This is a genomic window from Micromonospora sp. DSM 45708, assembly GCF_039566955.1.
Lineage (GTDB): Bacteria > Actinomycetota > Actinomycetes > Mycobacteriales > Micromonosporaceae > Micromonospora.
In genome coordinates this window covers 6195628-6209198 of sequence record NZ_CP154796.1, presented here as the reverse complement: position 1 = coordinate 6209198, position 13571 = coordinate 6195628, and the positions used below count along the sequence as shown (strand labels likewise).

The 13571-nt window shown below is 71.3% G+C and carries 13 protein-coding genes; 10 read left to right on the top strand and 3 right to left on the bottom strand.

What is annotated here, in order from left to right:
- Positions 1-15: 15 nt before the first annotated feature.
- Together VKK44_RS27035 and VKK44_RS27030 are read right to left on the bottom strand one after the other, a co-directional pair.
- A complete protein-coding gene (locus VKK44_RS27035; protein WP_343443996.1) occupies positions 16-957 on the bottom strand; it encodes a serine hydrolase in 942 nt (313 codons plus the stop codon).
- The gene (locus VKK44_RS27030; RefSeq protein ID WP_343443995.1) at positions 957-1949 is read right to left on the bottom strand and encodes a hypothetical protein; all 993 of its coding nucleotides are present in this window, start codon (positions 1947-1949) and stop codon (positions 957-959) included. Before VKK44_RS27030 ends, VKK44_RS27035 begins: the two co-directional genes overlap by 1 nt.
- Before the next feature lie 370 nt (positions 1950-2319).
- Here VKK44_RS27030 and paaA point away from each other — a divergent pair, with 370 nt between their 5' ends.
- The 5 genes from paaA to paaE all read left to right on the top strand — a co-directional run bounded on the left by paaA (position 2320) and on the right by paaE (position 6095).
- Entirely contained in the window at positions 2320-3387 is a 1068-nt protein-coding gene (gene paaA, locus VKK44_RS27025; protein ID WP_343443994.1) for a 1,2-phenylacetyl-CoA epoxidase subunit PaaA, read from the top strand.
- 110 nt (positions 3388-3497) lie between these two features.
- On the top strand, positions 3498-3785 hold the full coding sequence (gene paaB / locus VKK44_RS27020; RefSeq protein WP_343447914.1) for a 1,2-phenylacetyl-CoA epoxidase subunit PaaB: 288 nt from the start codon (positions 3498-3500) through the stop codon (positions 3783-3785).
- The gene (gene paaC, locus VKK44_RS27015; RefSeq protein WP_343443993.1) at positions 3782-4507 is read left to right on the top strand and encodes a 1,2-phenylacetyl-CoA epoxidase subunit PaaC; all 726 of its coding nucleotides are present in this window, start codon (positions 3782-3784) and stop codon (positions 4505-4507) included. Before paaB ends, paaC begins: the two co-directional genes overlap by 4 nt.
- Positions 4501-4977, top strand: coding sequence for a 1,2-phenylacetyl-CoA epoxidase subunit PaaD (gene paaD / locus VKK44_RS27010; protein WP_343447913.1), 477 nt, complete (start codon positions 4501-4503; stop codon positions 4975-4977). Before paaC ends, paaD begins: the two co-directional genes overlap by 7 nt.
- Complete coding sequence (gene paaE / locus VKK44_RS27005) at positions 4974-6095, top strand: 1,2-phenylacetyl-CoA epoxidase subunit PaaE (protein WP_343443992.1); 1122 nt, start codon at positions 4974-4976, stop codon at positions 6093-6095. Before paaD ends, paaE begins: the two co-directional genes overlap by 4 nt.
- A gap of 155 nt (positions 6096-6250) precedes the next feature.
- Here paaE and VKK44_RS27000 read toward each other — a convergent pair whose 3' ends face one another.
- Positions 6251-8011, bottom strand: coding sequence for an ATP-binding protein (locus tag VKK44_RS27000; protein ID WP_343443991.1), 1761 nt, complete (start codon positions 8009-8011; stop codon positions 6251-6253).
- Positions 8012-8173: 162 nt separating this feature from the next.
- Between VKK44_RS27000 and mqnC the strand changes: the two genes are divergently transcribed.
- From mqnC to VKK44_RS26975, 5 genes are all read left to right on the top strand, one after another.
- Complete coding sequence (mqnC, locus tag VKK44_RS26995) at positions 8174-9364, top strand: cyclic dehypoxanthinyl futalosine synthase (protein ID WP_343443990.1); 1191 nt, start codon at positions 8174-8176, stop codon at positions 9362-9364.
- A 422-nt stretch (positions 9365-9786) separates the two neighbouring features.
- Complete coding sequence (locus VKK44_RS26990) at positions 9787-11046, top strand: cell wall anchor protein (protein WP_343443989.1); 1260 nt, start codon at positions 9787-9789, stop codon at positions 11044-11046.
- A gap of 153 nt (positions 11047-11199) precedes the next feature.
- Positions 11200-11847 (top strand): demethylmenaquinone methyltransferase, encoded by a 648-nt coding sequence (locus VKK44_RS26985; RefSeq protein ID WP_343447912.1) that lies wholly within the window; start codon positions 11200-11202, stop codon positions 11845-11847.
- A gap of 73 nt (positions 11848-11920) precedes the next feature.
- Positions 11921-12139 (top strand): hypothetical protein, encoded by a 219-nt coding sequence (locus VKK44_RS26980; protein WP_343443988.1) that lies wholly within the window; start codon positions 11921-11923, stop codon positions 12137-12139.
- Positions 12140-12273: 134 nt separating this feature from the next.
- The gene (locus tag VKK44_RS26975) at positions 12274-13548 is read left to right on the top strand and encodes a geranylgeranyl reductase family protein (RefSeq protein WP_343443987.1); all 1275 of its coding nucleotides are present in this window, start codon (positions 12274-12276) and stop codon (positions 13546-13548) included.
- The last annotated feature ends 23 nt before the right edge of the window (positions 13549-13571 follow it).

The window sequence follows — 13571 nt, the reverse complement described above, 5'->3', positions numbered from 1 at the left end:
CGGGCCGCGCGGGGATCAGGTCGGCTCGCGCAGCAGCGCCTCGGTGATCTGCTCGCAGGCCTTCATGCCGTAGTCCCAGCCGCCCACGCTGAACGGGCTCTTGACCATCACGCCCATCGTCCAGGTGTCGCCGACGGCCAGGCAGTTGACGTGGTATTCCTGTTCCTTCTGCCGGTCGATCCAGCCGTTCTTGATGGCGATCGTCTTCTGCTCGGCGGCCGGGAACGCCTTGCGGATGCCGAAGTCACCGGAGCCGCGCACCAGGCGCATCTCGTTGAGCAGCCACTTCGTCCACTTCGGCCCGGCCGCGCGCCCGTCGTCGATGCAGAGGCCCAGCCGCGCGGTGTCCCGGGGGGACAGCAGCGTGCGGCTCCAGCCGCCGTCGGCGGCGACCTTGCTGTCGGTCAGCTCGCAGATCGAGATCAGCCGCTTGATCGACGCCGCGCTGCCCACGTTCTCGTAGAACTCCTGGGCCCGGGTGTTGTCGCTGTCGCGGATGATGCGCGTGGCGTCGGCGAGCTTGGCGTCGCTCGGGGTCTTTCCCGCCTCGGCGCTGCGGCGCAGGTAGTCGGCGACCACCCAGGACTTGATCAGGGACGCGGTGGTGCTGGTCTCGTTCATGTTCTTCGAGCCGATGATCTGCCCGGTCCGCTTGTCCAGCACGGACCAGGCGTACCAGCCCTTGAGGTCGAGGTCGTCGAGGTCCCTGGCCTGGAACGGCAGCGGCTCCAGCGACGGCGACGGCGACGGGGCCGGTCGGGGCCGGGCGTTGCGGTCGGTGGGCTGCGCGGTGGACCGGTCACCCCTCGGTTCGGGGTGCGTGGCGGCGGTCGGTCGCAGCGGCGAGCCGGGAACCAGCCGGAGCGAGAGGACCAGCAGGCCGACCAGGGCCACCGCCACCGCGCTGAACGCCAGCGGGCGACGGTGGCTGCCGGGCCGTCGCCGGGCGCCGGCCATCAGAGCTTCCCGACCGGCTGCTGCGGCACCTTCAGGGCGGCGCCGGGCTGCGGGGTGACGAGCTGCGTGGCGACGCTCGCGCACACCTTCGAGCCGTACGACAGGCCGGCGCTGCCCGGATAGCGCATCATCACCGCGAGACTCCACTGGTCGGTGACGGCCAGGCAGTTGACGTGCCAGTTGTTGTCGTAGACGAGCCGGGTCCAGCCGTTCTTGATGTGCACCGGGCCCTGCGACGTGATCGAGGCGGGGAGGCCGTCGACGATGCCCCACTTGCCGCCGCCGGACTTCGCCTGCTGGCTCTTGATGCTGCCGCGGACGTTCGCCATCTCGTCGAGGAGCCACTTCGTCCACTTGGGGCCGGCGGCCTTGCCGTCGGCGATGCAGTCGCCGAGCCGGACCGCGTCCCGGGGGGACATCTGGGTGAAGCTCCACCAGCCCTCGTAGGAGGGCACGGTGCCCGCCTTGGTGTCGGTCAGACCGCAGATCTTGACGGCGCGTTGGAGCACCGGGTTCAGCTTGTTGCCCGGCTGCTTCTTGTACGACCCGCCGGCCGCCCGGTAGACCGCATTCGCCCCGTCGTCGTTGCTGTCCCGGATGGCCACGCTCGCCGCCTTCCTGAGCGCGGCGGTGGGCTCCTTGTCGCCGAGCTGGCGCAGGTAGTCCGCGACGATCCAGGTCTTGAGCATCGACTCGGTGGAGCTGGTCTGGCTCATGTTCTTCGCGCCGGTGACGGCACCGGTCTTGCGGTCCATCAGCGACCAGGAGAAGAACTCGCCCTTGAAGCTCACCGAGACGGGGGCGTCGGCCAGCGTCGGGGGCGGGGGCGTGCTCGGGGCGGGCGCCGGCACCTGCTCGGTGCCGCCGCCGAAGCCGCCGAGGCTGCTCGGGCTGTCTCCGCCGGAGAGCTGCGCGTACGCGGCGGGCACCAGCATGCCGCCGCCGACGAGCACTGCCACGACGGCGAGCACCATGGTCACGCGAGGTCGCATGAGTGGGTGAACTCCAGATGTATGGCCGGGGGGACCGGCTTCCGCATGTGTTCGGCCCGATCACCACGAGGCCGGGGGACGGTGGCCTGGGGCGGTGGCGATCAACGGCAGCCGATCGGTGTGCCGGGGGAAGTCTACTTCCGGACTGGCTTTCCGCCAGATCCCGACACCCGGCGACTCGCCAGATCGGCGGGATATTGAGCAGATATGCCCGCCTTGGGAGGTTTCGTTTTCGGCAAGTGGTCGACGTCACAACCATTTCCCCAGCTCAGGGGCGACCGCTGTCGGATTCCGTGCGGCCACGGAAGCTCGCTGCGGAATCCTGTTACACCCTCTGGTGTCATCCGTCGCGAGCTGTAACACTGGCCTCATGTATGGCAACGATTTCGCCCCGCCCGAGGACGCTCCGGGCGGCGGCCTGCTCGGCGAGGTGGAAGCCGCGGAGGCAGCGCTGCGCGAGGCCGCGGCGCGGGCCCGCCGGGGCGGCCCGGGGCCGGACGAGGACTTCGAGGCGTACTTCGCCGACGTGATCGACGCCGACCAGAAGATCGAACCCCGGGACTGGATGCCCGAGGCGTACCGGAAGACGCTGATCCGGCAGATCGCCCAGCACGCCCACTCCGAGATCATCGGCATGCAGCCGGAGGGGAACTGGATCAGCCGGGCCCCCTCGCTCAAGCGCAAGGCCATCCTGCTGGCCAAGGTGCAGGACGAGGCCGGCCACGGGCTCTACCTCTACGCGGCGGCCGAGACGCTCGGCATCAGCCGCGACGAGCTGGTGGAGCTGCTGCTCGACGGCCGGCAGAAGTACAGCTCGATCTTCAACTACCCGACGCTCACCTGGGCCGACGTGGGCGCCATCGGCTGGCTGGTGGACGGCGCCGCGATCGTCAACCAGGTGCCGCTGTGCCGCTGCTCCTACGGTCCGTACGCCCGCGCCATGATCCGGGTCTGCAAGGAGGAGTCGTTCCACCAGCGCCAGGGCTACGAGATCCTGCACACGCTGGCGCACGGCACCGGAGGCCAGAAGGCGATGGCCCAGGACGCGATCGACCGCTGGTGGTACCCGTCCCTGGCGATGTTCGGCCCGCCGGACGGCGACTCCACGCACAGCGCGCAGTCGATGAGCTGGAAGATCAAGCGCTTCTCCAACGACGAGCTGCGCCAGCGTTTCGTCGACATGTGCGTCGGCCAGGCTGAGGTGCTCGGCCTGACCATCCCCGACCCGGACCTGCGTTGGAACGACGAGCGGCAGGCGCACGACTACACCCAGCCCGACTACGCCGAGCTGATGCGGGTCATCAAGGGTGACGGGCCGTGCAACCGGGAGCGGATGGCGCACCGGCAGCGGGCCCACGCCGACGGCGCGTGGGTACGGGAGGCCGCCGCGGCGTACGCCGCGAAGCGGGCGGAGCGGAAGGAACCGGTGGCGGCATGACCGAACGCACCGAGCGAAGCGAGGGCCGTGAGGGCATGCCCGGTCGGCTCGGCATGACCGAACGCACCGAGCGAAGCGAGGGCCGTGAGGGCATGCCCAGTCGGCTCGGCATGACCAGCCAGTCCTCGCCCCTGTGGGAGGTCTTCGTGCGGGCCCGGCGCGGCCTGTCGCACACCCACGTCGGCAGCCTGCACGCGCCCGACGCCGAGTTGGCGCTGCGCAACGCCCGCGACCTCTACACCCGCCGCCAGGAGGGGGTCTCCATCTGGGTGGTGCCGGCGGGCGCGATCACCGCGTCCAGCCCGGACGAGAAGGACGCGTTCTTCGACCCGGCGGCCGACAAGGTCTACCGCCACCCGACGTTCTACGAGGTGCCGGACGGGGTGGCCCACCTGTGACGACCGTCTTCGACTTCACGCTCGCCCTCGGCGACGACGCGCTGATCGCGGCGCAGCGGCTCGGCGAGTGGACCTCCCGCGCACCCGAGATGGAGGAGGACATCGCGCTGGCCAACATCGCCCTCGACCAGTTGGGCGCGGCCCGGCTGCTGCTCACCTACGCGGGCGAGCTGGAGGGCGCCGGCCGGGACGAGGACGACCTGGCGTACCTGCGCGACGACCGCGAGTTCCGCAACTGCCTGCTGGTCGAGCTGCCCAACGGCGACTTCGCGGTGACCATGGCGAAACTGTTCCTCCTGGCCGCCTGGCAGCTTCCGCTCTACACCGCGCTGGCCGGCTGCGGCGACGACCGGCTGGCCGCGGTCGGTGCGAAGGCGCGCAAGGAGTCCGCGTACCACCTGGACCACGCCTCGCTCTGGGTGAAGCGCCTCGGCGACGGCACCGACGAGTCGCACCGTCGCATGCAGGACGCGGTCGACCAGGTCTGGCCGTACGTCCACGAGCTGTTCACCCCCGACCCGGCCGCGCCGGTCGACCCGGCCACGCTGCGGGCCGGCTTCGACGCCACCGTGGCCGCGGTGCTGGACGAGGCCACGCTGACCCGCCCGGAGACGCGCTGGACGCCCGGCGGTGGCCGGGACGGCGTGCACACCGAGCACCTCTCCTACCTGCTCGCCGAGATGCAGGTGCTGCACCGCGCCCACCCCGGAGCCAACTGGTGAACGCGCGGGAGGCCGTGGCGGCGGTGGTGGACCCGGAGATCCGGGTGATCACCATCGACGAGCTGGGCATCCTGCGCGCGGTCGAGGAGGAGCCGGCCACCGGCCGGGTCGTCGTCACCATCACCCCCACCTACACCGGCTGCCCGGCCATGGACGTGATCCGCGCGGACATCCGCCGCGCGCTCGCCACCGCCGGGCACCCGGACGCCGAGGTCCGCACCGTCTACGCGCCGGCCTGGTCCACCGACTGGATCTCCGCCGCCGGCCGGGCCAAGCTGGCCGCCGCCGGCATCGCCCCGCCCGCCCCGCGTGGCGACGACACGGTGGTGCCGCTGACCCTGACGGTCCGCTGCCCGCGCTGCGGATCACCGGAGACCACGCAGGTCAGCCGGTTCGGCTCCACCGCCTGCAAGGCGCTGTGGCGCTGCCGCTCCTGCGCCGAACCCTTCGACCACCTGAAGGCGCTGTGACTGTCACCATCACCCGGCCCGTCCGCCGCCGGCCGGTCTTCCACCCGCTGCCGGTCGCCGCCGTCGACCGGCTCACCGACGACTCCGTGTCGATCACCTTCGCGGTGCCGGCGGAGCTGCGGGAGACGTTCGCGTTCTCCGCCGGGCAGCACCTCACGGTCCGCCGCCCGGCCGTCGCCGACGACCCGGAGTCCGCGGAGGCGCGGCGGTCGTACTCGATCTGTTCCACCCCCGACGAGCTGGCCCGGCACGGCCGGCTGCGGATCGGGGTGCGCGAGGTCCCGGGCGGGGCGTTCTCCGCGTACGCCTGCGGCGCGCTGCGCGACGGCGACACCGTCGAGGTGCTGCCGCCGCTCGGGCACTTCACTTCCGCGTTCGCGCCGGACCGGGTCCGCCGCTACGGCGCGGTGGTCGCCGGTTCCGGCATCACGCCAGTGCTCGGCCTGGTCGCGACCGCGCTGGCCGTCGAGCCGCGGAGCACCTTCACCCTGGTGTACGGCAACCGCACGGCGAACACGGTGATGTTCGCCGAGGAGCTGGCCGACCTGAAGGACCGCTATCCGACCCGGCTGCACCTGGTGCACGTGTTGAGCCGCGAGATGGGCGAGTCGGCGCTGCTGTCCGGGCGGATCGACGCGGACCGGCTGACCCGGCTGCTGGACACCGTCGTGCCGGGCGACGAGATCGAGGAGTGGTTCCTCTGCGGCCCGTACGGCATGGTGGTGGACGCCAAGGCGGTGCTGGCCGGGCGCGGGGTGCCGGACGCGGCGGTGCACACCGAGCTGTTCCACGTGGACGCCCCGCCGGAGCCGGTGCGCCGCCCGGTCGAGCAGCCGGGCGCGGGCGCCGAGGTGACGATCGTGCTGGACGGGCGCTCGTCGAGTTTCACCATGCGCCGGGACGAGCGGGTGCTGGACGCCGCGCTCCGGGTGCGGGGCGAGCTGCCGTACGCGTGCAAGGGTGGGGTCTGCTCGACCTGCCGGGCCCGGGTCACCTCCGGTGAGGTGACGATGGCCCGCAACTACGCGCTGGAGCCGGACGAGGTGGCCGCCGGCTACGTCCTGACCTGCCAGTCCAGCCCGGTGACCGACCGATTGACGGTCGACTACGACGCGTGACGCCACGAGCGTGTGCGCCGGTGCGGGTGGCCGCGTCGCGTCCGGTTCGCGGTCCGACGGATGGGGCCGGAAGCGGACGTCTGGTCGGCCCGTGGACCGCGACGCCCGGCTCGGCGGCTGACGCGGGCTGACGTGCCGTTCCCGACCGTTCGGCGTCAGTCAGGTACGCGCTCGTAGCGAGTGGTGCGCAGCCTGGCCTGGCCGATCATCCGGACCAGACCGTGCGCCCGAAGCAACCGAAGCGCGTGCGACACCTGGTGTGGTTTCAACCCGGTGGCCGCCTGCAACTCCGCACGTGTGAGGCGCGCACCGCCGAGCGCCGACAAGATCGCCGTCTCGTTGGACGACGCCTTTTCGGAGGCTGCTGGACTCGGTGCGGTCGGCGGTGGCGGAATCTCGGAGATCTCAAACAGATTCGGTACGCTGCCAACTGCAATTTGGTAGATTGCGCCGCCGCCCGACCCGTGCAGGGTGACGAGCCCGCGGTCCACGAGATCCCTCAGTTCTCGACTCGCGACCCTGCTGTCCGGGACTCCGGTCGTGGCGCGATAGCCGCTGTTGGTCATCGTCGTTCCGTTGCGCATCACCACCAGGGCTGCCATTTGCGACCGGCTCAGCGGCCCCCTGCCCAGCGATCCCAACCAGCTGATCGCTTCCTCGTCGAGGAGCGTGTGATTGGGGAACTCAACCGAGAAGAGTGAGATGTCGTCGTTGAACCGTGGCTGTTCCATACCTGCCTCGGCCAGCGCCATCCGAATTCGGGCGATACCAGTGCCGCGGTTCTCGCAGACCATGTGGCCGTCTCCGAAGGGAGTGTCCTCCAAGATCTTCAGTAGCGCCCGGTTTCGGGACGAAGTGACAGTGACGGTTCCCAGCGAGCCGACCTCGACCGGACCGAACAGACCGCCAGGGTTCCTGATCAGCAGGCGGTCGGGATACATCTCGACTTGGACCTGCATGCCTCTCGCGAACTCGCTGTAGTCGCGGTGAACCAAGGCGTTGACCAAGGCTTCGCGGAGGACCTCCTCGGGGTACTCCCACTCCTCGACCCGGTAGATGCCGGTGATGACGCTGCGTCGCTTCATGTTCCGCTTGAGGATGCGGACGCATTCCGCCACCAGTACCGGGATGGAGCCGTCGATCGCCTGGTTCTCGGTGAACCGCTCACCCATCGGCCCCAGGGCGCCAGCCGAGTTGGCCGGGTAGGCGACGAATGTGATCCCGAGTTGGGGCTCGAACGTCTGCGGGTAGATGCCGAAGACGAGCAAGCCGGCCAGGGTCGGCACCAGTGATGCCTCATGGTGGGTCAGCACATTGAGCATGGTCAGGGCCCGCTCGTCGGACACCCGGCGGAAGATCTCGCCCTTCGTCTGCCGGATACGCCGGAGAAAAGCCTGGATGAGGTCTTCGTCAAGGTCCGCCAGTGAGGCGCTCGGCACCGGCGCGATGTCGTGCCTCTGGTCGGAGCGATTGGCCAGGAGGACCGCCACCTCGTAGTCCGTCAGTCGGCGGTCGCCGTCACTGACTCGGATGCGAGAGCCGGCCCACGGGCCGAGGTTGCGTTTGTAACACGGTCGCTGGTCGCGGGCGAGTTGCGGTATCTCGCAGATCACTACCATTTCGCCGTCAAGTTCGACCGTAGTGATCTGGGCGCGAACCGGTGGTTCCATCTCAGCGCAGATGGCGCCGAGGGCTGCTTCCATCAGGCCGGGTTCGCGGATGCCGGTGACCTCGAACCCGTTCCGCTCGTCGATCCCCAGGATCAGGAAGCCGCCGCTGGCGTTGGCGAAGGCGCTGACCGTCTCCCACACGCTGGCCGGTAGTCCGCCCCGCGCCCGCTTGACCTCGCACGAAGCGTGGTCGTTGCCCAGGTGGCGCAGCTCGACCAGGAGATCTCTCAGCTCGGACGAGTTCATCGTCCCCCATCCGGAGTGGTCGCTTGCTTTCAGGTACACCCTATCGCTTTCTGGTGCACGGAGCGCCTTTCTGGTACACGACTTGAGGGAGTCGTGTACCAGAACCGACTGGTCCCGCATGGGGCTGACGGGTCGGTTCCGGCCCGACGTAGGCTCGGTGACGTGACGGTGAGCCGGGAGATCGACGACATCCTGCAGCGCGGCGCGGACGGCGGGCGGATCACGCCCGAGGAGGCGCTGCTGCTCTACACCGAGGCGCCCTTCCACGCGCTGGGCGAGGCGGCCGACGCGGTACGACGGCGCCGGTACCCGGACAACATCGTCACGTACCTGATCGACCGAAACATCAACTACACGAACGTCTGCGTGACGGCGTGCAAGTTCTGCGCGTTCTACCGGGCCCCCAAGCACGCCGAAGGCTGGACCCACCCGACCGAGGAGATCCTGCGCCGTTGCGGCGAGGCGGTCGAGCTGGGCGCCACCCAGGTCATGCTCCAGGGCGGGCACCACCCGGACTACGGCGTGGACTACTACGAGGAGCTGTTCTCCTCGGTCAAGCGGGCCTACCCGCAGCTCGCCATCCACTCGATCGGCCCGAGCGAGATCCTGCACATGGCGAAGGTCTCCGGCGTGAGCCTCGACGAGGCCATCGCCCGGATCAAGGCGGCCGGCCTGGACTCGATCGCCGGCGCCGGCGCCGAGATGCTGCCGGACCGGCCGCGCAAGGCGATCGCGCCGCTGAAGGAGTCGGGCGCGCGTTGGCTCGAGGTGATGGAGCTGGCGCACCGGCAGGGCCTGGAGTCGACGGCGACCATGATGATGGGCACCGGCGAGACCAACGCGGAGCGCATCGAGCACCTGCGGATGATCCGGGACGTGCAGGACCGCACCGGCGGCTTCCGGGCCTTCATCCCGTGGACGTACCAGCCGGAGAACAACCACCTGAAGGGCCGCACCCAGGCCACCTCGCTGGAGTACCTGCGTCTGGTCGCGGTGGCCCGGCTCTTCTTCGAGACGGTGCCGCACCTCCAGGCGTCCTGGCTGACCACGGGCAAGGACGTCGGGCAGCTCGCGCTGCACATGGGCGTGGACGACCTGGGCTCGATCATGCTGGAGGAGAACGTCATCTCCTCGGCCGGCGCCCGGCACCGGTCCAACCTGCACGAGCTGATCGGCATGATCCGGTCGGCGGACCGGGTCCCGGCCCAGCGGGACACGCTCTACCGCCGGCTCGCGGTGCACCGTACGCCGGCGGACGACCCGAGCGACGACCGCGTGGTCTCGCACTTCTCCTCGATCGCGCTGCCGGGCGGCGGCGTCGGGAAGTCGCTGCCGCTGGTCGAGGCGAACTGACCGGTCCACCGTTCGGTCGGCCGGGGGCGTCGTGCGGCCGGGTGTCGTACCCGTTTCCGGTGGAGCTTCGGCGTGGCCCTCGACGGGCCTGACCGGGAGCCGCTAACGTCCCGCTCGACACCGCCCATCCGGGCCGCGAGCTGCCAGGTAACAGGTCGGCGGCGACCCGGGCGAGCGTGGCCACGCCGGTCGCCGCCGCGACTACGCTGGCGGCGTTCGTCGGACCGTCGTCCTCCATCGGCCCATGAGGGTCGTTCACATAACGCACCGCGGCAGGGGCGGGATGGGTGACCATCCCGCCCCTGCTGTCGGTCGAGGACGGTGGGAATTCCGCCCGTGGGACGCTGGCGCGGCGCCGCGTCGCTCCGGTACCGTCCGTTCGTTCCGTGCCTGATCGGCACGTCCCTACCCCCGGGGGAACCATGACCTTCCGCTTCCGATCCACACTGGCGCGTGCCGGTGTGGTCGCCCTGTTCTCCACCGCCGGCCTCGCCGCCGTCGCCGGCCCGGCGTACGCCGCCGACGAGGCCGACCTTCAGCTCGTCCCGCTGAGCTACCAGCTCGCCAAGGGTGTCGACGAGGCCCGGGCCAAGCCGTTCAAGTTCCAGGTGGACAACACCACCGGCGCCGTCGACGCGAAGGGCGTCCGGGTCACGGTGGAGACGAAGAGCCTGAAGGACCGCAAGGTCGGCGTGCTGGTCCCGGAGGGCTGCGAGGTGACCGGCACCTCCTTCACCTGCCTGCTCGGCGACCTCGCCGCGGGCACCACCGAGGACTTCGGCATCCCGCTGTTCTCCACCGGCGGCAAGGGCGCGGCCGGCACGCTCACGGTCTCCATCAGCGCGGCCACCGCCGACCCCGACCTGGAGAACAACTCGGTCGAGCACGACATCACCGTGACCGCCCCCGGCTACGACCTCACCACCTGGGTGCAGGACGTGTACGCCGACGTGCAGGTCGACGGCGACGATGCCGGCGAGGCGAACCTGCGTCCGGTCCGGCCGGGCGAGACCGCGCCGCTGGACTGGGCCGTCTTCAACGACGGCAGCCGGAAGGCCACCGGCGTCGCGTACGGCATCACGCTGCCGGCCGGCGTCACCTTCGCCGAGCTGCCCGAGGGCTGCGTCGAGCAGGACCTGGGCGGCTTCGCGCAGGCGTACTGCGAGGACCGGGGCGCGGTGCTGAAGCCCGGCCAGTTCTACACCGCGGGCGTGCGGGTGACCGTCGGCGCGGACGTGACGGAGAAGCTGCTCCGGCCCGGCTTCGTCTTCGCCGCCGGCCTGGACTCCGCATCCGGCGAGCCCGAGGAGGAGCCGCGCGTCGCCAGCTCGGCGCAGCGCCGCGCGTTCTCCGAGGTCGACGACGTCGACAACACCGCCCAGTTCGACGTCTTCGTCGACCCGAACGGGCAGCCGACGCCGACCCCGACCCCGACGCCGACCGGCACCCCGACCGCCGAGCCGACCCCAAGCGGCGGCGCGACCGCGGTCCCGACCCCGACCACGGGTGGCGGCAGCGGCGGTGGCGCCGGTGACGGTGGCCTGCCGGTGACCGGTATGCAGGTCGGCCTGATCGGCGGCATCGGCGCGCTCGTGCTCGCCGCCGGCGCGGCGCTGATGATGCTGTCCCGCCGCCGCAAGGTGGTCCTGGTCGCCCCGACCGAGGAGCGCACCGGGGACTGAGCCGGACGCTCCGGACACGGCGGGGGCGGGGTGGGCGACCACCTCGCCCCCGCGCCGTACCCGGGCCGGCGCGGCTGGCAGAGTGGAGGGGTGAGCCGTACCCCGCAGGGCCAGCGCGCCAGCCTGGAGAAGCAGCCGCACGAGGTCGCCGCCATGTTCGACGGCGTGGCGGCCCGCTACGACCTGACCAACACCGTGCTCTCCTTCGGGCAGGACCGGTCCTGGCGGCGGGCCACCCGGGCGGCGCTCGGCCTGCGGCCCGGCGAGCGGGTGCTGGACGTGGGCGCCGGCACCGGCGTCTCCACCGAGGAGCTGGCCCACTCCGGGGCGTACGCGGTCGGCGCCGACCTGTCGCTGGGCATGCTGCACGCCGGCAAGCGCACCCGCCCGTCGGTGCCGCTGCTGGCCGGCGACGCGCTCCGGCTGCCGTTCGCGGACGCCAGCTTCGACGCGGTGACCATCTCCTTCGCGCTGCGCAACGTGAACGACACCGACGCCGCGCTGCGCGAGCTGGCCCGGGTCACCAGGCCGGGCGGGCGGCTGGTGGTCTGCGAGTTCAGCACCCCGGTCAACCCGGCGTTCCGCACGGTCTACCTGTCGTACCTGATGCGGTCGTTGCCGGCGGTGGCGCGCGCGGTCTCCAGCAACCCCGACGCCTACGTCTACCTCGCCGAGTCGATCCGGGCCTGGCCGGACCAGCCGGCGCTGGCCGCGCGCGTCGGCGCGGCCGGCTGGGGGCGGGTGGCGTGGCGCAACCTGACCGGCGGTGTCGTCGCGCTGCACCGGGCCGTCCGGAACTGATCGTCCCGGCGCATCGGCCGGGCATTTCGTGAATGTCCGGCTTGAGCGTGATTCGCGCCGTAGGCTCGCGCCCATGACGGGACCCGACCACGCCGCCACCGACGACGACGCCGCGGAGCTGATCGCGCAGCTCAGGGCGCTGGCCGGTGCGGATCCCGCCGAGGTCCGCCAGGTGGTCGCCGAGGTGCTGGCCGCGCTGGACCGAGCGGCCGGCGGCGCGCTGCGCGACCATCTGCCCGAAACCATCCGGCTCGACGCCGGGCTGGGACCGGCCGCCCCGGCCCGCTGGTGACCGATCTCCGCGCCCTCACCGGCGGGTTTCCGGGAAGTTAGGACCCCCTCAGCGCATACAGGTGTAACGCCGGTCATAGACTCCAACCCGATCGGCTTGTGAAGCATTTCACGAGCATGCGGGAGGAGGCGCGGATGACCGCGGTGGAGAACGACGCCGACGTCATCGTCGTGGGCGCCGGTCCCGGAGGATCGGCCACGGCATACCACCTGGCGCGGCACGGCGTACGCGTGCTGCTGCTGGAGAAGACGGAGTTCCCCCGGGAGAAGGTCTGCGGCGACGGGCTCACGCCCCGTGCCGTGCGGCAGCTCATCCGGATGGGCGTGGACACCTCGCCCGAGGCCGGCTGGCTGCACAACAGGGGCCTGCGGGTGATCGGCGGCGGGGTGCGCCTGGAGCTGGACTGGCCCGACCTGGCCAGCTTCCCCAACTACGGCCTGGTCCGGACCCGGCTCGACTTCGACGACCTGCTCGCCCGGCGTGCCGTCACCGCCGGTGCGGAGCTGCGCACCGGCGTCAACGTGCTGACCCCGGTGCTCGACGCGGATGACCGCGTGGTCGGGGTGCAGGCCGAGGTGGGCCCGGACAAGGAACCGGCCACCTTCCACGCGCCGCTGGTGGTCGCCGCCGACGGCGTCTCCGGCCGGTTCCCGCTCGCGCTCGGGCTGGCCAAGCGCGAGGACCGGCCGATCGGCGTGGCGGTCCGCCGCTACTACCGCTCGCCCGCGAAGCACGACGACGACTACCTGGAGTCCTGGCTGGAGCTGCGCGCCAAGGGCAACGACGCGTTGCTGCCCGGCTACGGCTGGATCTTCGGCCTCGGCGACGGCCGGGTGAACGTCGGCCTCGGCGTGCTCAACTCGTCCTCGGCGTTCGGCAAGACGAACTACCGCCGGCTGCTCACCGACTGGTTGGCCAACACCCCGGAGGACTGGGGGATGACCGACGAGGCCAACGCGGAAGGGCCGATCCTCGGCGCCGCGCTGCCGATGGGCTTCAACCGGGTCCCGCACTACAGCCGCGGAGTGCTGCTGGTCGGCGACTCCGGCGGCATGGTCAACCCGTTCAACGGCGAGGGCATCGCGTACGCGATGGAGTCCGGCGAGCTGGCCGCCGAGGTCGCGGTGCAGGCGCTGGCCCGCCCGGCCGGCGCGGAGCGGGAGCGGGCGCTGATGGCGTACCCGCAGGAGCTGAAGGCCCGCTTCGGTGGCTACTACCGGCTCGGCGGCGTCTTCGTGAAGCTGATCGGCCGCCCCGAGGTGATGCGGATGGCCACGAAGCACGGCATGCCGCACCCGATGTTGATGCGCTTCGTGCTCAAGCTGCTGGCGAACCTGACCGACCCGCGCGGCGGGGACGCGATGGACCGGGTCATCAACGCGATGACCAGGGTGGCGCCGGCCGTGTAGGAGACCACCGGTGCGCGGTCGAC

Excerpts from the sequence above, each read along its gene's own strand:
- paaA (WP_343443994.1), top strand. The coding sequence starts at position 2,320 with ATGTATGGCAACGATTTCGCCCCGCCCGAGGACGCTCCGGGCGGCGGC.
- VKK44_RS26975 (WP_343443987.1), top strand. The coding sequence starts at position 12,274 with ATGACCGCGGTGGAGAACGACGCCGACGTCATCGTCGTGGGCGCCGGT.
- VKK44_RS27030 (WP_343443995.1), bottom strand. The coding sequence starts at position 1,949 with ATGCGACCTCGCGTGACCATGGTGCTCGCCGTCGTGGCAGTGCTCGTC.
- VKK44_RS26980 (WP_343443988.1), top strand. The coding sequence starts at position 11,921 with ATGACGGGACCCGACCACGCCGCCACCGACGACGACGCCGCGGAGCTG.
- VKK44_RS27035 (WP_343443996.1), bottom strand. The coding sequence starts at position 957 with ATGGCCGGCGCCCGGCGACGGCCCGGCAGCCACCGTCGCCCGCTGGCG.
- VKK44_RS26990 (WP_343443989.1), top strand. The coding sequence starts at position 9,787 with ATGACCTTCCGCTTCCGATCCACACTGGCGCGTGCCGGTGTGGTCGCC.
- VKK44_RS26985 (WP_343447912.1), top strand. The coding sequence starts at position 11,200 with ATGTTCGACGGCGTGGCGGCCCGCTACGACCTGACCAACACCGTGCTC.
- paaB (WP_343447914.1), top strand. The coding sequence starts at position 3,498 with ATGACCAGCCAGTCCTCGCCCCTGTGGGAGGTCTTCGTGCGGGCCCGG.
- VKK44_RS27000 (WP_343443991.1), bottom strand. The coding sequence starts at position 8,011 with ATGAACTCGTCCGAGCTGAGAGATCTCCTGGTCGAGCTGCGCCACCTG.